15 protein-coding genes are annotated in these 19,959 nt (G+C 73.9%); 7 read left to right on the top strand and 8 right to left on the bottom strand.

Going from position 1 to position 19,959, the window contains the following annotated elements; translation table 11 throughout:
* Positions 1-113 precede the first annotated feature (113 nt).
* A complete protein-coding gene (locus NMK44_RS02905) occupies positions 114-1,490 on the bottom strand; it encodes a sialate:H+ symport family MFS transporter (protein ID WP_254737864.1) in 1,377 nt (458 codons plus the stop codon).
* Positions 1,491-1,540: 50 nt separating this feature from the next.
* The gene (locus tag NMK44_RS02900; RefSeq protein WP_254737776.1) at positions 1,541-2,479 is read right to left on the bottom strand and encodes a dihydrodipicolinate synthase family protein; all 939 of its coding nucleotides are present in this window, start codon (positions 2,477-2,479) and stop codon (positions 1,541-1,543) included.
* 270 nt (positions 2,480-2,749) lie between these two features.
* Here NMK44_RS02900 and NMK44_RS02895 point away from each other — a divergent pair, with 270 nt between their 5' ends.
* Complete coding sequence (locus NMK44_RS02895; protein ID WP_254737774.1) at positions 2,750-3,265, top strand: DUF1203 domain-containing protein; 516 nt, start codon at positions 2,750-2,752, stop codon at positions 3,263-3,265.
* 17 nt (positions 3,266-3,282) lie between these two features.
* Here NMK44_RS02895 and NMK44_RS02890 read toward each other — a convergent pair whose 3' ends face one another.
* Positions 3,283-4,011 carry an endonuclease V gene (locus tag NMK44_RS02890; protein WP_254737772.1) on the bottom strand — a complete coding sequence of 243 codons (729 nt, stop codon included), beginning with the start codon at positions 4,009-4,011 and terminating at the stop codon, positions 3,283-3,285.
* Positions 4,012-4,038: 27 nt separating this feature from the next.
* Between NMK44_RS02890 and NMK44_RS02885 the strand changes: the two genes are divergently transcribed.
* Positions 4,039-4,338 (top strand): YciI family protein, encoded by a 300-nt coding sequence (locus tag NMK44_RS02885; protein ID WP_254737770.1) that lies wholly within the window; start codon positions 4,039-4,041, stop codon positions 4,336-4,338.
* A 70-nt stretch (positions 4,339-4,408) separates the two neighbouring features.
* Here NMK44_RS02885 and NMK44_RS02880 read toward each other — a convergent pair whose 3' ends face one another.
* Together NMK44_RS02880 and NMK44_RS02875 are read right to left on the bottom strand one after the other, a co-directional pair.
* Complete coding sequence (locus NMK44_RS02880) at positions 4,409-5,476, bottom strand: WD40/YVTN/BNR-like repeat-containing protein (protein WP_374215223.1); 1,068 nt, start codon at positions 5,474-5,476, stop codon at positions 4,409-4,411.
* A 261-nt stretch (positions 5,477-5,737) separates the two neighbouring features.
* Positions 5,738-7,264 carry a sigma factor gene (locus NMK44_RS02875; protein WP_254737766.1) on the bottom strand — a complete coding sequence of 509 codons (1,527 nt, stop codon included), beginning with the start codon at positions 7,262-7,264 and terminating at the stop codon, positions 5,738-5,740.
* 230 nt (positions 7,265-7,494) lie between these two features.
* On the opposite strand from NMK44_RS02875, the gene ssgD reads away from it, so the two are divergent.
* Positions 7,495-7,914, top strand: coding sequence for a spore wall synthesis regulator SsgD (gene ssgD, locus NMK44_RS02870; RefSeq protein ID WP_254737763.1), 420 nt, complete (start codon positions 7,495-7,497; stop codon positions 7,912-7,914).
* A gap of 50 nt (positions 7,915-7,964) precedes the next feature.
* On the opposite strand, the gene NMK44_RS02865 is transcribed toward ssgD, so the two are convergent.
* Together NMK44_RS02865 and NMK44_RS02860 are read right to left on the bottom strand one after the other, a co-directional pair.
* Entirely contained in the window at positions 7,965-8,645 is a 681-nt protein-coding gene (locus NMK44_RS02865) for a GOLPH3/VPS74 family protein (protein ID WP_254737761.1), read from the bottom strand.
* A 128-nt stretch (positions 8,646-8,773) separates the two neighbouring features.
* Positions 8,774-9,409, bottom strand: coding sequence for a hypothetical protein (locus NMK44_RS02860; RefSeq protein WP_254737759.1), 636 nt, complete (start codon positions 9,407-9,409; stop codon positions 8,774-8,776).
* A gap of 272 nt (positions 9,410-9,681) precedes the next feature.
* On the opposite strand from NMK44_RS02860, the gene NMK44_RS02855 reads away from it, so the two are divergent.
* Positions 9,682-11,436 carry a helix-turn-helix domain-containing protein gene (locus NMK44_RS02855; protein ID WP_254737757.1) on the top strand — a complete coding sequence of 585 codons (1,755 nt, stop codon included), beginning with the start codon at positions 9,682-9,684 and terminating at the stop codon, positions 11,434-11,436.
* Between the two features lie 75 nt (positions 11,437-11,511).
* On the opposite strand, the gene NMK44_RS02850 is transcribed toward NMK44_RS02855, so the two are convergent.
* On the bottom strand, positions 11,512-14,940 hold the full coding sequence (locus tag NMK44_RS02850; RefSeq protein WP_254737755.1) for a hypothetical protein: 3,429 nt from the start codon (positions 14,938-14,940) through the stop codon (positions 11,512-11,514).
* A 332-nt stretch (positions 14,941-15,272) separates the two neighbouring features.
* Between NMK44_RS02850 and NMK44_RS02845 the strand changes: the two genes are divergently transcribed.
* From NMK44_RS02845 to NMK44_RS02835, 3 genes are read left to right on the top strand one after another with little or no spacing between them, the layout of a single operon-like run.
* On the top strand, positions 15,273-16,742 hold the full coding sequence (locus NMK44_RS02845; RefSeq protein WP_254737753.1) for an aldehyde dehydrogenase family protein: 1,470 nt from the start codon (positions 15,273-15,275) through the stop codon (positions 16,740-16,742).
* 31 nt (positions 16,743-16,773) lie between these two features.
* Positions 16,774-18,321 carry an APC family permease gene (locus NMK44_RS02840; protein ID WP_254737751.1) on the top strand — a complete coding sequence of 516 codons (1,548 nt, stop codon included), beginning with the start codon at positions 16,774-16,776 and terminating at the stop codon, positions 18,319-18,321.
* A gap of 11 nt (positions 18,322-18,332) precedes the next feature.
* On the top strand, positions 18,333-19,883 hold the full coding sequence (locus tag NMK44_RS02835; RefSeq protein ID WP_254737749.1) for a GMC family oxidoreductase: 1,551 nt from the start codon (positions 18,333-18,335) through the stop codon (positions 19,881-19,883).
* Positions 19,884-19,959 lie beyond the last annotated feature (76 nt).

Here is a 19,959-nt window from a genome sequence, read left to right as displayed (position 1 = left end):
GACCCGACGACGAGCCGGCGCGAGAAGGAGTCGCCAAGCGCTCCGGCAACCGGCCCGTCGAGAACCACCCTACGAAACAGGCCCCGAGATCACCACGAACGGCTTGACGTCCGTTAGGAACTCAACGGCCGCCCGGGCACGAGGTGGTCCACGGCGCCCGACGGATCGGTCAGCCTGCCCAGCCGCCGCGGCACATCACCGCCCACCAGGACGACCACCACCAGCGTCAGCCCGAAGGTGAGCACCGCCAGCGCCCGTCCCAGCGGCATCCCGCCGGCCAGGTCGGCACCGAGCACCGGTGCCACCGCACCGCCCAGCGCCCCGGTGTTGTAGACGAAGCCGAGCGAGGCCGCCCGGGTCCGGGCCGGGAAGTGGCCCGCGATGTACTTGGGCAGGATGCCCGAGATCCCCTGGCTCAGCGCGAGCAGGAGGAACAGCAGGACGCCGAGGCCGACGAGGCTGTCCCGCACCGCGAACACCGGGAAGACGAAGGCCAGCGAGGTCAGCAGGGCGCAGGCGTACGCCCGCCGGGTGCCGAGCCGGTCACCGGCGAAGCCCGCGAGCCAGCAGCCCGCCATGGTGCCGAACCCGGCGTAGAACATCACGTCGGCGACCTCGCCGGGCGCGTAGCCCAGCTCCGACTTCAGATAGGTCGACAGCAGCGCCTGGATCGGCCAGCTGTAGAGGAACGCGCAGAAGACCGTGACCGTCAGCGCGGTGTACAGCGGCCAGCCGCGCCGGCCGCCGAGCTGGGCGGCGAAGGCGACCAGACACCCCGCCGCCAGCAGCGACAGCGGCCACCGCCATCCGGCGCCCACCGGGGTGAAGACGCAGAACAGCGCGGCGCTCGCGGCCACAGCCAGGGCGGTGTTGAGCCGCGCGCGCCACCGCCCGGTGAACAGCGGCGCGAAGGGATTGGGAGGCGCGCCGTCGCCCGCCGCCACTTCCTGGCGCCAGTCGGCGGCCTCGGGGAGCGCGCGCCGTACCCACAGCGCGACGAACACCGGCAGTACGCCGATCCAGAACATCCAGCGCCAGCCCCAGTGCGGTACCACCCAGGTGTAGAGCTCGGAGGCGAGGATGGTGCCGCCCGCGTAGCCCGAGATCAGGAAGCCGGAGGCGCGGTTGCGCAGCCGGGCGGGCCAGCTCTCCAGCACATAGGTGGCACTGGCGCTGTACTCACCGGCCATGCCCATGCCAATCAGTAGCCGGGCGGTGAAGAGACTGAAGTAGTTCCAGGCGAAACCACAGGCGAAGGTGCCCAGCGAGTAGAGCAGAATGCTGGCGATCATGGCTGGTTTACGGCCGTGGCGATCGCCCATCGCGCCCAGCAGCGCACCCCCGAGCCAGCGGGTGATGAAGGCGGCGGAGACCAGGCTCGCCGCGGCGGTGGTACCGAGGTCGAACTCCTCGGCGATCTCGGTGAGCACCAGGGTGATCAGGACGAAGTCGAAGCCGTCGAGCAGATAGCCGATCCAGGCAGCGGCCATGGATGTCCACTGGCTCCGGGAGACCTCCCGGTACCAGGGCACGGCGGCGGTCACGGCAACAGGCCCCCCTCCTCCAGGACATGACGGACCGCCTTGAGGGCCGCGTCGCCCAGCGGCACCTGGGGCGCGGCGGTCGCCGGGCAGTCGATGACACCGATCAGTCGCAGCGCGGCCTTGAAACCCCCGAGCGCCGAGGAACTTCCGCCCATCAGCGCGGGATCACCGGTGTCGGTGAGGGCGAACAGCGCGGCCAGCCGGTCCTGTTCGGCGGCGGCCCGGTCCCAGCGCCCGGCGCGGGCGTGCCGGTACAGCCGGACGTAGCCGTGCGGATCGACGTTGGCAAGACCCGGGACCACTCCATGGGCGCCCGCCAACAGGGCTCCGTCCACATCCAGTTCGGACCCGGTGAGCACCGAGAAGGCCCCGTCCAGCTCCCGGCGCCGGATCTCCACGAGCAGTCTGCGCAGCGCGCCGTCGTCACCGCTGCTGTCCTTGAGTCCGGCGAGGGTGCCGTCCGCCGCCAGCGGAAGGATGATCGCGGACGTCAGCTTGGAGTGGACCGAGGCCGGGATGTCATACGCGAAGAGCGGCAGCCCGGCGCCCTCGCGCAGCCGCCGGAAGTGGTCGGCGACCTCCACCGGATGGGTGCGGGTGTAGAACGGCGCGGTGGCCACGATCGCGTCCGCGCCCAGTCCGGCGGCGGCCCCGGCATGGTCCAGGACCCGTGCGGTGGTCATGTCGATCGCCCCGGCGAGCACCGGCACCCGGCCGTCCGCCGCCGCGATCACCGTCTCCAGGACGGTGCGGCGCGCCCGGTCGTCCAGATAGGCGGCCTCACCGCTGGAGCCCAGCGCGAACAGCGCGTTCACCCCGGCGCCGACCAGCCGCTCGACGAGGGCGGTCAGCGAGCGGACGTCGATCGCGCCGGTGGGGGTGAGCGGGGTGCACAGGGGCGGCACCACACCGGTGAGCGGAGCCGGAAGACTCATCACTACCCAGCTTTCTGGACGTGGGCGGCCTGGCCGGCCGGACGGATGACCGGATGACATCTGACGCCCCGCCATGTCCCGGCGGAGCACGGCAAGGAGAAGCGGGGTGATGAGGCGGGGCAATCGGGACATGGGACGTCCTGTCTCCCGGCTGAATCTCGCTCAGTGCCGACGGCGCTGTCAAGTGGTCCACCGGCCGTGGTCCCCTCCCTCAGCGCGGTGTCCGAATACCGCCAGCACCGGCCGGATCCCCCGATCAGCATGGGACCCATGAACAACACCAGTGACACCGGCCGGACGCCCCGGTACCAGGTCCGGCCCATCGCCCCCGAGGCGCTGAAGCGGCTGCGGACCATCGATGACGCGGACCGTCCGCCCCGCATGGTGGTCGAGGACGGCGACGGCGGCTCACCGCTGCGCTGCTGTCTGGGCCGCAGCGCACCGCACGAGACCATCGCGCTCCTCGCCTACACCCCGCTGCTGCGCTGGGCGCTGGACAGTGACGCCGACCCGGGCCCGTACAACGAGACCGGCCCGGTCTTCGTCCACCGCGAGGACTGCGGCGGCTGGACGGGCGACGGCGTCCCGGACGGGATCCGCGGCGAGCGGCGGGTGCTGCGGGCCTACGCCGCCGACGGCTCCATCCTCGGCGGACTGCTGCTCGACGGCGGCACCCCGACGATCGAGGAAGGGCTCGAACAGCTCTACGGCGATCCGCGGGTGGCGGTGGTGCATATACGCGCCGTGGAGTTCGGCTGCTTCCTGGCCGAGACCCGTCGCCTGTGACAGCCGGGGGCGGCGGGTCAGCCCCGGCCGGCCCGCGCGTCGGCCAGCGCCCGGCGGCACAGCGCGTCGGCGCGCCGGGTGGTCTCGGGCTGCCGGTAGTCGCGGGCGAGATGGAGGGTGTGGGCGCAGGCGCCGTCGAGGTCGATCCGGTGGCCGACGGAGACGAACACCGGCTTCACCCCGTCCCGGGTGCGCAGCGCCCGGCCGACCTCCTCGTCCCCGTCCAGCAGCGATGACCAGTCACCGCGGCGCGGTCCGGGGTCGGCGTGGCGGAAGGTGAACGGGTTCTTGGCGACGCCGATCACCGGGAGCCCGGTCAGCACCCCCAGATGGCTGGCCAGTCCGAAGCGGCGGGGGTGGGCCAGACCGTAGCCGTCGCACACCACCAGGTCCGGGCGGAATCCGGCGCGGTCGAGGGCGCCGAGCGCGTCCAGTACGGCGGGTATCTCACGGAACGCCAGCAGTCCGGGCACATAGGGGAAGGTGACCGGGCCGACCGCCGTCGTCTCGCCGACGACCTCCAGGGTGCGGGGGTCCAGCGCCACGGCGGCGGCCGCGACCACCCCGCGCTCGTCGTCGTAGGCCACGTCCACCCCGGCGACCGTCCCCGGACCCGCGCCCGGGGCGGCCACCTCCCCGGCGGTCACGACGGAGGTCCGCAGCCGCTCCTGGACGGCGGTCGCCCCGGCCTCGTCCGTCGGCCAGTCGGGCGGCAGGTCATAGCGGGGGGAATCAGTGCTGGTCATCGTGGGCATCACGCTACTATCCCGATCATGTTCATCCTGGACGTGACCTACACGGCTCCGCTGGACCGTGTCGAACCCGTGCTGCCCGCCCACCTCACCTGGGTGGACCGGCACTTCGCCGCGGGTGTGTTCATCACCTCGGGCCCCAAGAACCCCCGCGAGGGCGGGGTGATCGTGGCGGTCGGCGAGGACCGCGCGGCGATCGAGGAGCTGGTGGCCACCGATCCGTTCACGGTCGAGGGCGTCGCCACGCACACGATCACCGAGTTCATCGCCACCAGGACGGCTCCGGCCCTGGAGCCGTACCGGCAGCAGCCGCCCGGCTGACCCGGCCCGTTCCTCCGCCGGGCCCCGTCACGGGGCGGGGTCCGGCGGTCGCCGCTGCATGGCGTCGGTGTCAGCCCAGCCGGGCGATCCGGCCCTTCTCCCCCGCGGCCCAGCAGCCGAGGTCCGGGGTGCAGTCGACGGTGTCGTACGAACCGGTGTCGACGCTGCGCCAGGTACGGCCCGCGTCGGTGGTCAGGTCGGTTCCGGTGGGACCGACCGCCAGGGCCGCCCGGTGGCCGTGGGGCAGCCAGGTCACGCCCGAACGGTAGGCGGCCGGTGGCCGGACCGCCGCGGTCCAGCGGGATCCGCCGTCGCCGGTGACGGCCGCCGCGTACGGGGAGGCCTGATCGGGCCGGTAGTCGCCGCCGACGGCGAGCCCGTGCCGGGCATCGCGGAAGGCGAGCGCGAACACTCCGCGCGCCGGATCGCCCGCGGGGACCGGCGTGTCGGACACCGTCCAGCTACGCCCCCGGTCGGTGCTGTGGAACACCCGGGCGGTGGCCGCCCCACCGGTGGCGAACCAGGCGTTCCGTCCGCCGGAGGAGACCAGGCACTGCCCGCTCGCCGCGAACGCGGCCTCACCCGGCTGCGCGGCGGGCATCCAGTCCCCGGGCAGGACCCGCCAGCTACGGCCGCCGTCCCCGGTCGACAGGATCCGGTAGCGGCCGTCCACCGGGTCGCTCAGCGCGATCCCGTGCCGCGTGTCGAAGAACGTCATGCAGTCGTAGAAGGCGCGCGGGTCGTCGTTACGGAAGCTCTCGCTCCAGGTGGCGCCGCCGTCATCGGTGCGGAAGACCCGGGACGCCTCGCCCTCGCCGATCGCGAGGACCACCGCGCGCCGTGCGTCGAACGCCTCGACATCGCGGAACTCCAGCCCCTCCGCACCGGGCGGGGAGACATCGCGCCAACTGCGCCCGCCGTCGCGCGTCCGCAGCACCGTGCCCTTGGTGCCCGCAACCCACGCCGTGCCGCGGCTGACCGCGGCGAGTCCGCGGAACCGGGCGTCGGTACCGCTCTCGGTGAGCCGCCAGCCGCCTCCCCACCGGCCCTCGCCGTCCGCCGGCCGGGCCTGGGCGGGCGCGGTCGTCACGGCGGCGAGCGCCGCCGCGCAGAGTCCGGCCGCCACCGTGCGTCTCATCATGCTCATGATCCCCATACCCCTCATGGGGCTGGAAGCTAGCCGATCCGCGGGGCGCCGTCCACGGAAGCGGGCGGGTACGAGGAGGACTCTCCGCATCGCGGCCGCTTTCCCCGTTGACCGCCATGGCCGGCGAACGCCGGAGCCCGGGGCTGCGGGGCCGAGACCGGTCACCGCAGGGGGGACCAATACGCGGCGAGGGCCGGAGCCCGGGGCTGCGGGGTGCAGCGGCCGGGGTCCGGCCCTCGGTGGCGTTCTGTGTCAGCGGTCGCTGTCGGTGCAGACCCGGACCAGCAGCGACACGCAGTTCTCCGTGTCGTCGTCGGAGGAAGCGGTCGGCTTGGCCGTGGGCTTCCCGGTCGGCTCGTCGCTCGGCGTGGCGCTCCCGCTCGGCTCGTCGCTCGGGGTGCCGCTGGGCTCCGCCGTACCGCCGTCCGTCGGGTCGTCCGTCGGGTCCTCGGTGGGGTCGTCCGTGGGCGACGGGGAGGACGGATCGGACGGCTCACCCGAAGGTGACGAAGACGGCGAACCGGATGAAGTCGGCCGCGACGAGGGCGAAGAGGACTCCGACGGCGAGGACGGGTCGGCGGACGACGAGGCCGACGTCGAGGGGGACAGCGCGCTCGACGGCACGTCCGACGGCGACTTCCCGGCCGGGGTGCCCGTGGACGGCCGGTTGCGGGACGCCTCCCGGGCCGCGTCCGACCGCAGATCGTCCGGGGTCCGCGGGGACGCGCCGGAGGTCTCCGGCGCACCCGAGGACTCGGATGACTCCGACGATTCGAGCCCCTGCGGCGGCACCCCGGCGCCACCCGGATCCGACGGCGCCGACGCCGCCGCGGGCTGCTCCGGCTCCGCCGCGCCGCCGTCGGTCAGGGCCAGCCCGGCCGCCACCGCCGCACTCGCGAGGAGCAGCGCGCCGACCCCGGCCACGGTGGCCGCGACCGGTCCGGCCTGGCGCACCTGGCCGCGCAGGAGATGACCCGCCGAACGCCGGGTGGACACCAGCGCACCACCCGCGGCGGCCGCATGCGCGGCGCCGAACGGCACCGTGCGCGTGGTCGCGCCGACCGCGGCGGCAGCGCCGAAGGCGGCGAACGGCGCCAGCCATGTGGCGGCGCCCCGGTCCAGCAGCGCCAGCAGCGCCGGTCCGGTGAGCGCGGGCAGCCGGTCATCGGCCGCGACCATCTGCTCCATCCGGGCCCGGCAGTCCTGGCAGCCCTCGATGTGCACGGCGATCTGCTCGGCCTGGTGCGGGGTGTCGACGCCCTGGACGTGCGCGGCCATCCGCTCCCAGTGCGCACCGCAGGCCGCGCTCGCCGGGGTGCCCGGCTGGGCGCGCAGATACTCCTGGCGCAGACTCTCCCGGGCCCGCTCCACCAGCGCGGCGGCGGCGTCGGCGTGGGTCCCGAGACGGCGGGCGGCCCCCTCCGGGGACAGCCCGTCCACCTCCGCGAGCCACAGCGCGGTCACCCATCGCTGCGGCAGTTCGGCCAGGACCTCGACGAGCGGTTCGAGACGCGAGCCGCTCTGCGGCGGCCCCCAGCCCGCGGCCGCCGCGGAGAGCCCGCGCACGGCACTGGTGAGTTCGGCCGGTGCGGCGTCGGCCGCGAGCGGCGGTCCGGTCCGCACCCGCCGCCACACCCGGTAGTGGGCCTCGGCGACGAGGTCGCCGGCGGTCCAGGGGTTACCGGTGAGAGTGCGGGCATACGCGACGAGACGCGGGTATTCGGCTTCGTAGAGACGGGTATAGGCGGCCGCGTCGAGCGCCGCGGGACCTTGGTGCATGGTGGAACAACCCCTGGGGTGGTGCCTCGTCGGCGGCGGAGTTTTGTAACAGCTCCGCACAGCGCCCGAGACCGTGCATGGTTTTCGCAAGCCTAAATGCCCTATGTCCCCTCGAAAAATCAGTCGTGACACACGTCACAGCAACCATGGGTGCACTGGTGTGATCGCCCGTACGTCATAACGGTCGTAAGCGAGGCGGGGGACCCGCACCGAGAACAAGGGAGCCGGCGTTGTCCACAGTCATCGACCAAGCCGTTCAGGCACACCTCATCGCGTCGACGCCCGAGGCTCGCGCCATCCCGGCCTGTCTGCGCTACGAGCCCGACGACCCGTTCGCGGTGCGCGTCTCCTTCCCGCCCTCCGCCTCCCTCGACGGGACCACGGTGGAGTGGACGTTCGGGCGCGAGCTGCTCGCGGCGGGACTGCGCGGACCCGCGGGCAACGGCGATGTGCAGATGTGGCCGTGCGGGCCGCAGCGCACGGTGCTGGAGTTCCACGCCCCCGAGGGCATGGCCATGGTCCAGTTCGACACCGGTGACCTGCTCAGGTTCCTGGGCCGTTCGTACACCGTGGTGCCCGATGGCAGCGAGAGCGGGCAGCTGAATCTGGATGACGGACTCGCCTCGCTGCTGGGCGACGCCCCCGCCTGAGGCCGCACCCGGGGGCCCGCACGAGGCCGCGCCGCGGCTCGGGCCGCCGCTCAGCTCCCGCTTGAGGACGTGGTCGCCACGAGGATCGCCGTGGTGACCGCAGCGGCGAGCGCCGTGCGCACCTGGGCGATCACCTTCTCCAGGACCGGCCCCATTCCCCCGCTTCGCTCCCCCAGTTCCGCAATGCGCTGCTTGTGGAGCTTTGCGTCCTTGGCCGTCACCACGGTCCGCAGTTCCCCCGCCGCCGCGAGCGCGACCAGCGCGGCGTCCCGTTCGGAGACCTCGGCCACCGGCCGGTCGCCGTGCAGCACCCGCACCGCGTCCTCGCGCATCCCCGCGACCAGGTCGGTCCGCTCCAGCCGGTACTCCTTGGCGGGGAACACCCCCAGCATGCGCCGCGTCTCCACGCGCAGATACCCGCCCGCGACCAGTTGGTCGCGTACGGCGTGCTCGGTCAGCCGTGGCTGATGCCCCACCCAGGTCGCCCAGGTGTGCGGCCGGGACTCCCCGATCAGCTCCAGCAGTCCGTCGAGCGCGGGGTCCCCGGTGACGGCGTCCTCGACCGGACGCGGCCGGCCGTCGGTGTCGGTGAGCAGTCCGCGCTGGGCGAGCTCGGTGAGGGCCGCGGCCCGGACGAGGAGCGCGGTGTGGGCGCCGACGGGTCTGCCGGTCCCGGGGTCGAAGGCGAGCAGATGGAGCGCGGCGGCGAGGGAGAGCGAGCCGTTCGGCACGGGTCCTCCGGTCGGTGTCGTCCGGTCGGTACGGGACGTTCCGACCCTAACCGCCGCAGGGCGCGCCGGAGCGGCGGCCACGCGCACCCCCCTTGCGCGCACGTGACCACCGTCCGGCAACCGCCCCCTTACGGGTGGTAGAGCTTCACCACGGCGGTCGTGGTGGTCCGCCGGAAGTCCGCGACCGGGGCGTGCTCGAATCCGCCCATCTCGCCCCACTGGACGACGGTCACGGTCCGCCCGTCCCGCCCCACGCCGTAGAGGTGGATCCCCGGCTCGGAGTCCGGGTACGAGGTGTGGACGCCGTAGACGTGGGCGCCGTCCTCGGCCGGGAGCGCGCCGTAGTCCCGCCAGGACGCCGTGCCCTCGGGGTAGTCGCGCCGCCAGTCGGCGGCGCAGTTCCGGATCTTCTTCTCCGCGGCGGCGGCCAGCTTGCGGGCGGCGTCCACGGTGCCGGTCCGCACCACGATCTGGGTGGCGCCGGTGTCGTACTCGGTCCAGAAGGTGCGGTGGGTCGCCCCGGCCGAGGGGAAGGTCTTCCCGACGCAGAACGGGACGTTCTCCGGCAGGCCCTTGGTGACGTCACCGGCGTACCAGTCGGAGTTCGGGTGCGGCGGGAGCTCCTTCGGCACGAGGTGGCCGGGTGTCCCCGGGGCGGCCGGAGCCGGGGCGGCCTGGGCCGGGCCGGTCCCGGCCACCGCCAGGACGGCGACCGCCGCCACCGCCCCCGCGGCGGTGCGGAGTGCGTGCTTGACCATGCGCATCAGGTGATTCCCCGTCTCTTCCGGTGCTGTCGTTGCGACTCATGGCAGTGGACCTGTCATGTCACGGTTCGGCGCCGCCACACGGTCCGTGGCGGCGGGTCCCCAGCGTGCGGGGCGCCGGACCACGGGGACCAGCAAAGGCGCGGCATCCGGGACGCCGGAATGCCTGCACGTACGCTGACTTGGGGGCATGACAACACCCTGGAACGCGTTCGCGGGACGCCCGCGGGACGCGGACGGGTGGGGACACGGGGAAGAAGGGGGGCGGTTCCATGGGAAGCACCCATGAGATCGCGGAGTTCGCGGAGAGCCTGCGGTGCCTGAAACGGCGCTCGGACCGCAGCTACGGCTGGCTGGCCACACGACTGCACGTCAGCACGTCCACACTGCACCGCTACTGCAACGGTGACGCGGTCCCGGCGGACTACGCGCCGGTGGAACGCTTCGCCCGGCTGTGCGGGGCCGCTCCGGAGGAGCTGATCGCCCTCCACCGCCGCTGGATGCTGGCCGACGCGGCCAGACGCCGTACGGCCACGCCCCGGGGCGGCACCCCGGGAAGACCCCGGGGCGCCGGGGACGCGCAGCCGGACGCGCCGACGGCGGACGGATCCGCCGCTGCGGCCCAGGAGCCCGCGGAGCACCCGGGCTCCGTCCCCACCACCATGGGCAGCACGGACGTTGCCACGGAGAACGCGTACGGCCCGGCGGCGGCGCCGGTCGAACCAGGCACCGGGTCATGCGCCGCGCGTGTCACGGGTGTCGCGGCGGAGGGCGACGCCACGCCGGACGGGCCGGTCGCCCCGGCGCCCACGACGGGGCCCGGCGCCGCGGACGGCGTGTCGCGCGGGTCGGGGCGTCGCACGGCCGGCGCCGTACGAAGGGCTCGGGCCGGGTCAGCGGACGTGCCGCCGCCCGGCGCCCCGGATGCCGAACCGCCGTCCCGGGAGGGTGAGTCCACGCCCCGGGCGGCGCGGACTCCGGCCTCGGGCGGTGGGGTGCGATGGATGCCGGTGGGCGGCGCCTCCGGTGGGCGGGGGCGGTTGCGGGCCGTTCCCGAGGGCGGGGGCACGGCCCCGCGCCGCGGCTGGCGACGGCGGCCGTGGGCGTTCCTGGCCGGGGCCGCCGCCATGGCGGTGCTCGCCCTCATCGCGGTGGAGGTACGTCCGCCCGGCGACGACGGCAAGGACACCGCCGCACCCCGCGCGGGCGCCCACCCCCGGTCCGCCGCGCCCGCAGGGCCCACGGCACGCGGGCGGTTGGACCGGGCGGACACCGGCGACGCCAAGCACCCGTCCGGCGCCCCGCGCGGCGACGGCACCCGGCGCGCGGACGGTGGACCGTCGGGCTCCGCCGCCCCCTCCCCGGGCGCGTCGGACCGCACGGGCGGCACGCCGCGCAAGGGCGGCTCCCGGGTCCCGCTCACCCTCACCACCCGCTCACATGTGTGGGAGAACGGCTGCGACCACCGCTATCTCATCGACCGGCGCCCCACCGACGTCGCCCCGCCGCCCACCGAACAGGACGCGCCGACCTGGGCCGCGGCCCACGGCGCCGTCCACGGCGGGACCACGAACGTGGAGGTCACGGTGCAGGGCCGGGGGTCGTCCGCGGTGGTCCTGCGGGCGCTGCACGTACGGGTCGTGGGGCGGGGCGGCCCGCCGGCGTGGTCGTCGTTCGCGATGGAGAACGGCTGCGGCGGCTCGCTCACCCCGCGCGCGTTCTCGGTGGACCTGGACGCCTCCCGTCCGCTGGCCCGCCCGACCGACGGCAATGACTCGGGCAAGCCGCTGCCCGCCGTGCGCTTCCCGTACCGCGTGTCGGACACGGATCCGGAGGTGCTGCGGATCAACGCCCGCACCGTGGGCTGCGACTGCCGCTGGTACCTGGAGCTGGACTGGTCCAGCGGCGGTCGCGAGGGGACGGTGCGGATCGACGACCACGGTGCGCCGTTCCGCACCAGCGGCGTCAAGGGCCGCCCCGAGTACGGCTACGACTACGGCGCGGGCGCCTGGCGCGAGAACGGCTGACCGCCTGGGCGTGCGCACCGGGCGTTCGCGGACCCGGCGGGACGGTGCGGACCCGCCCCGGGGCGCGCCGCGCCGCTACTCCTCCGCCGTGGCGAGCAGCAGCGCCGCGTCCCGTACATCCGGGTGCGGATGGCCGCGCAGCGCACGCAGTTGCTCCCGCCACGGCTCCGGCCAGCCGGTGCGGTCACCCCCCGCCTCGGTGAGGGTGGTGGCGAACAGCCCGGCGGCGTGTCCGCCGTCCTCGCAGAGCTGCCGAGCGGCACGCCGCAGCGCCTCATCCGAACCGGGCCGCGCCGCCGCGGTCAGCCGCCGGTGCAGTACGTCGGTGGTACGGGCGGCGAGGGCGGGGCGGAGGGAGTGCAGACGGCTGAGGCGGGCGAGCGCGGCGGCCAGCGGACCGGGGCGGGAGTCCAGGTCCAGTACATGCACCAGGACATGGGCGGCGTCGGGGATGAACGGCTCGTAACCGGCGAGGAGTTCGGCCGCGGAGGTGGCGGCGCGCCGCATCGGGCGTGTCGCGGCCCCGCCCGCCGCCCGCACGGCCAGCCGCGTGGCGATATGCCGGATCCGGCGGCGCGCGGGCCGGTCCCGGCCGGGTGCGGCATCGGGCGTACCGGACCGGGCGTCGGCGGTGGCGAGGGCGGCGAGCGCCCAGGCCAGCGGATTGTCCTCGGGCGTGCCGTCGGGAGCGGCGGCCACCACCGCCAGCAGCGCGTCGGCCGCGGAGGTCCAGCCCGCCCGGTTGTCGAGGTCGGTGACGGCGGCGACGAGGACGGCCGCCACGTCCGGTGCCCAGGGGGACCAGACGGCGAGCGCGGCGTGACCCGCCGCGGCGACCTGGGGGTCCTCGGTGTCGCAGACGACACGGATGAGCTGGGCGTAGCGGGACCGGTGGTGTTCGGGCAGGTCCAGCGGATGGACGCGCAGCACGGCGTGGCGCAGTTCGCGCCGTCCGCTCGCGGCGGCGGTGAGCATCTCCCAGGCGCGTTTGGCGTCGAGCAGCCGGGCGGCGAAGGCCACGCAGGCGGCCTGGACGTCATGGTGCTGGTTGGGCACCCCACGGGCGTCGGCGAGGAGGGTGGCGGCGTCGGACACGGGCAGCAGGGTGGCGGCGAGCCGCGCGGCCTCCTTGCGGCTGGTGACCTTCGGGGGCACGGACGGTACGGCGGTCGCCACCCCGTCCGGTGCGAGGACACCGCGGATGGGGGCCTCCAGCCGTGCGGGGTCCGTGTGCCGGGCCGCCCGGGTGGCCGCGGCCACCGCCACCCGGGCGCGGTCGTCGCCCGCGTGGGCGAGCAGCGCGGGCAGGGCGTCTCCGGGCCGGTCGGTGTGGGCGAGGGCGGCGAGCGCGGCCTCGGCGAGCGCCACGTCGTCACCGCGGGTCCAGGCCCGGACGGTGGCGGCGGTGCCGGGGAGCAGCGCGGCACGGGCGAGGGCGGTGGTGCGTTCCCGGACCGGGCGCGTGGTGTCGGCGGCGGTGCGCTCCAGCAGGCGTGCGGCGGCGGCCTGCTGGCGGGGCACCCAGCGGACGGCGTCGTACGTGGCGGGTGGCGTCCAGGCGGTGCCGGGGGTGAGGAACCGGCCGTAGGGCGGCGTGTCGGCCAGCACGAGGTCGAGCAGATCGGTGCGCCGACGGGTCAGCACGGCCAGGACGGGCGGCAGTACGGCGGCCGACGGGTCCTGGGTGACGAGTTCCGCGGCCCGCTCCTCACGCTCACCGGGCGGCTCCAGCCACAGCGCGACAGCGGTGCGGGCGGTGGTGTCGCTGCCGAACTGGATCGCCTGGCGCAGGAGTTCCTGGAGTTCGGGCAGGGTGTGGGCGCGCCGTCCGAGCGAGCGGACGAGGGCGAACGTCAGCTCGTGGTCGACCCGTTCGGCGCCCGCCTCCAGCCAGGGGCGCAGCGCGTCGAAGACGGTGTGTTCCTGACCGCGCCGCAGGGTGTGGTCGAGCGCGCCGAGATCGGCGGCGCCGACGTGTCCGGCCAGCCGGGTGACGGTGCGCAACGCCCAGCCCAGCAGCTCCCGCTGCCCGGTGACGGCGTGCTCGCGCAGCAGCGCGACGGCGAGGCGGCGCAGCGCCCGCCGGGTGGCCGCGGAGGAGTCCCGGGCCTGGATCGCGTCGCCCGCGACCCGGTCCAGATGGTCCGCGGCGTCATCGGTGAACAGGGCCGGAGGGACGGCGGCGAGCGCGCCGAGTGCGGCACACCGCACCGGGTCCTGCTCGTTGCGCAGCCGTTCCAGCAGGGCCAGCAGGGAGGTGACGGCGCCGGGGTCGCCGGAGCGGGCGGCGTTGCGGATCAGCAGCGGATAGGCGAGGGCCCGGTCCTCCGCGGTGGAACGGCGTGTCGCGTCGAGCAGTTCCGTACGCGCCTCGTCGACCGGCAGATACGCCACGGCCTCCAGCACGGCGGTCCACTGCGCCCCGCGGTCCCGCGCCCGCCCGGCCATCCGGCGCGCCCGCTCCTGGCGGACCGCGTGCGGCAGCACCTCCAGGACCGCGGGGTCCACGGCGGTGTGGTCCGGGTCATGTGCGGCGGTGGCGTAGGCGAAGACATCGGCGCGGCGGCCGGGCGGCAGTGCGGCCAGCAGCCGGGCCAGCGCGGTCGGATCCTGCACCAACGCCACTGCGAGATCCGGGAGTTGAGGCGGGTCGGCGCGTACGAGACGGCGCAGGACGGCGCGTTCGAGGCCGTGGCCGCGCAGCAGGGGCGCCTGGTCGGGGGCGAGCAGCAGCCGCACCGTACGGGTGGGGTCGGCGGCCACCAGCGCGGACAGCCGGTGCCGCACCGGGAGCGGCAGCGTCCCGTGGCAGACGTCCTCCAGGAGGTCCAGCACCCGGTCCGGTGCGACGGGCACGGCGAGCGCGACAGCCTGCGCGTACCGCGCCCACCAGTCCGCGCGCAGGGCCTGCGGCAACGCGGTGAGCTGCCGTTCGGCCTCGTCGAGGACGGTGAGGGGGTGGCGGCTGACGAGGGGGCGCCAGCTGCCGACGGCGTGGAAGAGGGCGGGCAGCATGCGTATGAGGGTGTCCGCGCCGCAGCCGGGCAGCAGCCGGGCCGCCTCGGCGTCGCCCCAGCGCTCCCGCACCGGGTCGATGAGCCGGTCGGCGAGCGCGGTGCGCCGCCCGGCGACGACGGTGCGCGCCAGTTCGCGCCGTACGGCGGCGGGGGCGTCCTGGAACGCCTCCTCCAGCGCCTCGTCGTCGATGCCCTCTCCCTTGCGCGCCACCGCGAGGGCGTGGTGGCGCACCACGGGATCGGGGTCCAGCAGCCGCCTCCGGAGGTGGCCGGTCCGCCCGCCGACGGCCGCGGCCGCGGCGGCGAGCCGCCGCCCGTACACCCCGCGCCGCTCCAACTCGCCGATCAGTGCGCCCAGTTCACCCCGCGCGGTGGCGGCCCTGGTCCGTACCGCCAGTTGGTGCATCCGCCGCGGATGCGGCAACGGGTCGAGGGCGGTGAGCAGCTCGTCGGCGAGGGCGCGGGGGGCTTCGGGCGTGGGGACCATGACCAGGATTCTGCATGGTGGAGATGTACCGGCCGCAGGGTCCCCCCGTGCCGCCCGGACCGTCCGCCCGCGGGCCGCGCCCGGTGGCCGCCAGGCGGCCGGAGGGTTCCGCTCCGGCCCGCCCCCGCTCCTGCGGGTCTCCACACCCCCGCAGGTCAGCGGGGCTCCCCGGTACGCCGTGCGGGCGGGACCCGCGCCACTTACGCTCGGTGTGTGGACCGGCCTCGCACACCGAGGGACCGAGGGACGGCGCAGGGTCACCGCGCATGGTGTCATCGAGCGCGGTGTCGTCGCGGGGGTCGGCCACTGCCGTCCGAGCCCGGAGGCGATACATGCCGGAGCTTTTCATCGGCGGCCGCTGGACAGCCGCCCTCGACGGACACACCCGCGAGATCCGCTGCCCCGCGGACGGGACCCTGGTGGCCACGGTCGACGAGGCCGGTCCGAAGGACACGGCCGCGGCCATCGCCGCCGCCCGGGACGCCTTCGACCGCGGCCCCTGGCCGGGCACCCCGGCCACCGAGCGCGGCAGACTGCTGCTGCGGGTCGCGGAGCTGCTGGAGCGCGACAAGGCGGACATCGCCCGCGCCGAATCCCTGGACACCGGGAAACGGCTGGTGGAGAGCGAGTACGACCTCGACGACATCGCGAACTGCTTCCGCTACTTCGGCAATCTGATCTCCTCGGCGGGCCCCGGCCGCGTCATCGACGTGGGCAGTGGGGACGTGGACAGCAGGGTGGTGCACGAACCGGTGGGGGTCTGCGGGCTGATCACACCGTGGAACTACCCGCTGCTCCAGACCGCCTGGAAGGTCGCCCCCGCGCTCGCCGCCGGGGACACCTTCGTCCTCAAGCCGAGCGAGCTGACCCCGCACAGCGCCATCGGGCTGATACGGCTGCTGGCCGAGGCCGGGGTGCCGCCGGGCGTGGCCAATCTGGTGCTGGGCGCCGGATCGACCGTGGGCGCGCCGCTGGCCACGGACGAGCGGGTGGACCTGGTGTCGTTCACCGGCGGGGTGGTCACCGGCCGCTGGATCATGGCGGCCGCCGCGCCGACCGTGAAGAAGATCGCGCTGGAGCTGGGCGGCAAGAACCCCAATATCGTCTTCACCGACTCCGACTTCGACACGGCCGTGGACTACGCCCTGATGGCCGTGTTCCTGCACGCCGGGCAGGTCTGTTCGGCCGGGGCCCGGCTGCTGGTCCAGGAGCAGCTGCACGACGCGTTCATCGACGAGATCGTGCACCGGGCGCGGCAGATCCGGCTGGGCGGCCCGTTCGACGAGGAGGCCCGCAGCGGTCCGCTGATCTCCGCGGCGCACCGCGAGAAGGTAGCGGCCTACGTGGCATCCGGGCTCGACGCGGGCGCGGTGCTGCGCTGCGGCGGGGCACAGCCGGACGATCCCGCCCTGGCGGACGGTTACTTCTACCTGCCGACGGTGCTGGACGACTGCACCCCGGACATGTCCGTGGTGCAGGAGGAGTCCTTCGGCCCGGTGCTCACCGTGGAGCGGTTCCGCGACGAGGACGAGGCCCTGGCGCTGGCCAATGACACCGTCTACGGGCTGGCCGGCGCAGTGTGGACACAGGACGCGGAGAAGGCGCAGCGGGTGGCGTCCCGGCTGCGCGCCGGCACCGTGTGGATCAACGACTTCCACCCGTACGTCCCGCAGGCCGAATGGGGCGGGATGAAGCAGTCCGGCATCGGGCGCGAACTGGGCCCGGCGGGTCTCGCCGAGTACCAGGAGGCCAAGCACATCTGGCGCAACACCGCGCCCCGCCCGCAGAGGTGGTTCTCATGACACCTCTCATGACACCAGGGAGGTGGTCCGCATGACGGCGACCGAGCCCGCCGGGCCGTCACCGGGCGCCCGTCCCGAGGGCGGTGACGACGACGAGTCACTGGCCGAGCTCGGTTACCGCCCCGAACTCAAGCGCACCCTCGGCAACTTCCACACCTTCGCCGCCGGGGTCAGCTATATCTCCATCCTCACCGGCACCTTCCAGCTCTTCTACTTCGGTGTGAACCACGGCGGCCCGGCCTACTGGTGGTCGTGGCCGATGGTGTTCGTGGGCCAGCTCATGGTGGCCCTGTGCTTCTGCGAGCTCGCGGGCCGCTATCCGGTGGCCGGTTCGGTCTACAACTGGTCCAAGCTGCTGGGCGGGCCGCATGTGGGCTGGCTGGGCGGCTGGATGATGATGACGGCCACCATGGTGTCGCTGGCCGCGGTGGCACTGGCGTACCAGATCACGCTGCCGCAGATCTCCGCGTGGTTCCAGTTCATCGGGGACGGCAGCTCCGGCACCGAACGCGCGGCCAACGCGGTGGTGCTCGGCACCGTCCTGGTGCTGTTCACCACCCTGGTGAACGGCTTCGGGGTGAAGCTGATGGCGCGGATCAACTCCGCCGGTGTGGCCATCGAGCTGATCGCCGCGATCGTGCTGATCCTGCTGCTGGCCGCGCACATCACCCGCGGTCCGTCCGCCGTGCTGGAGACCAACGGACTCGGCAGCGGACAGCATCTGGGCTATCTGGGGGCGTTCCTGACCGCCTCGCTCGCCTCGGCCTATGTGATGTACGGCTTCGACACCGCCTCATCGCTGGGCGAGGAGTCGCTCGACCCGGCGCGCAACGCGCCGCGCGCCATCCTGCGCGCACTGGTGGCCTCGTTCGTCATCGGCGGGCTGATCCTGCTCTTCGCGCTGCTCGCGGTGGAGAACCTCCAGGCCAAGCAGTTGTCGGTGGACGGGCTCCAGTACGTGGTGCTCTCGGTCCTCGGCGACACCGTCGGTGACATCGTGCTGTGGTGCGTGGTCATCGCCATCACCGTATGCGCGCTGGCGGTGCACACCGCGGGCATCCGACTGATGTTCGCCATGGCCCGGGACAACAACCTCCCCGGCGGCTCCCGGCTGGCGCGGGTGCACCCCCGGTTCCAGACCCCGCTGCTCCCGGCGATCCTCATCGGTGTGGTGGCGGTGGCCATCCTGGTCATCAACATCAACCAGCCGCAGATCTTCTCGGTGGTCACCAGTATCGCGATCATCATGATCTACATCGCGTATCTGCTGGTCACCGTGCCGATGCTGGTGCGCAGGTTCAAGGGTGAGTGGAAACCCGCCGAAGGCCGCTTCTCCCTGGGCCGGTTCGGGCTGCCGGTCAACATACTGGCGGTGCTGTGGGGGCTGGGGATGTCCATCAACCTCGCCTGGCCGCGTGCGGAGGTCTACAACGCCACCGGTCCGCAGCACTGGTACCTGCGCTGGGGCGCGTTCCTGTTCATCGGTGTGGTCGCGCTCGGCGGCTTCGCCTACTACTGGTTCGTCCAGCGCAATCACACCGGTGTGCTCGCCGAGCACGCCGCGCCCACCACCCCGTGAGGAGAGACGTCGTGGACGAGTTCGACTACGTGGTGGTCGGTGGCGGTACGGCCGGTTCGGTGGTGGCGGCGCGGCTGAGCGAGGACCCGTCGATCTCGGTGTGTCTGCTGGAGGCGGGCCCCTCCGACGTCGGCGACGACAACGTACTGCGGCTGGAGCAGTGGATGGGGCTGCTGGAGTCCGGCTACGACTGGGACTACCCGATCGAACCGCAGGAGCGGGGCAACGACTTCATGCGGCACGCCCGCGCCAAGGTGCTGGGCGGCTGCTCCTCGCACAACTCCTGTATCGCCTTCTGGGCCCCGGCCGAGGATCTGGACGAATGGGCCGCGCAGGGGGCGGAGGGCTGGTCGGCGGCGGACTGCTTCCCGCTGTTCCAGCGGCTGGAGACCAATGACGGGCCCGGTGACCACCACGGCCGCACCGGTCCGGTCACGATCCGCAGCGTGCCGCCGAAGGATCCGTGCGGCGTGGCGCTGCTCGCGGCCTGTGCGGAGGCCGGGATCCCCACCACCGCGTTCAACACCGGCACCACCGTGGTGCGCGGCGCCAACTGGTTCCAGATCAACGCGCGCGAGGACGGCACCCGTTGTTCGGCCTCGGTGTCCTATCTGCACCCGGTGATGGACCAGCGGTCCAATCTGGAGGTGCGGACCGGACTCCAGGCCAGACGGCTGGTGCTGGACGCGGACCGGCGCTGCACCGGAGTGGACTACCTGGCCCCCGACCTCATCCACACCCACACCGTGCACGCCCGCCGCGAGGTCATCGTCTCCTGCGGTGCCATCGACTCCCCCAAGCTGCTGATGCTCTCCGGTATCGGCCCGGCGGACCATCTGCACGAGACCGGTATCGACGTGGTCGTGGACGCCCCCGGCGTGGGCGAGAACCTCCAGGACCACCCCGAGGGCGTCATCATGTGGAACGCCGAGCAGCCCATGGTCACCAGCTCCACCCAGTGGTGGGAGATCGGCATCTTCTCCCCCACCGAACCGGATCTGGACCGGCCGGACCTGATGTTCCACTACGGCTCGGTGCCCTTCGACATGAACACCTACCGGCGCGGCTACCCGACCTCCGAGAACGCCTTCTGCCTCACCCCCAACGTCACCCGCGCCCGCTCCACCGGCACCGTCCGGCTGCGCACCCGCGACTTCCGCGACAAACCCCGCGTCGACCCCCGCTACTTCACCCATGAACACGACATCCGGGTCATGACCGAGGGGTTCCGGGTCGCCCGTGACATCGCCGCCCGGCCCGCACTGGCCCTGTGGGCGGGCGCCGAACTCGCCCCGGGTTCCGAGGTGGCCACCGACGACGAGCTGTTCGACTACATCCGGCAGACGCACAACACCGTCTACCACCCGTCCTGCACGGTGAAGATGGGCGCGCCGGACGACCCGGCCGCCCCGCTCGACCCCCAGCTACGGGTCAAGGGCGTCAGCGGGCTGCGGGTGTGCGACGGTTCGGTGATGCCGCACCTGGTCGCCGTCAACCCGTGCATCACCACGATGATGATCGGCGAGAAGTGCGCCGACATGATCAAGCGACGTCATCCCTGAGCCGGAACCCGTCGAGGCGCGACACCGTCCCAGGGCCATGTCCGGGATGTGGAATGAGCACCGGGACTCCTTGACC

It is taken from the genome of Streptomyces cucumeris (genome assembly GCF_024295805.1).
GTDB classification, from domain to species: domain Bacteria; phylum Actinomycetota; class Actinomycetes; order Streptomycetales; family Streptomycetaceae; genus Streptomyces; species Streptomyces cucumeris.
Note: the sequence above shows the minus strand (reverse complement) of the source record. Positions and strands in the feature narration are given on the sequence as shown.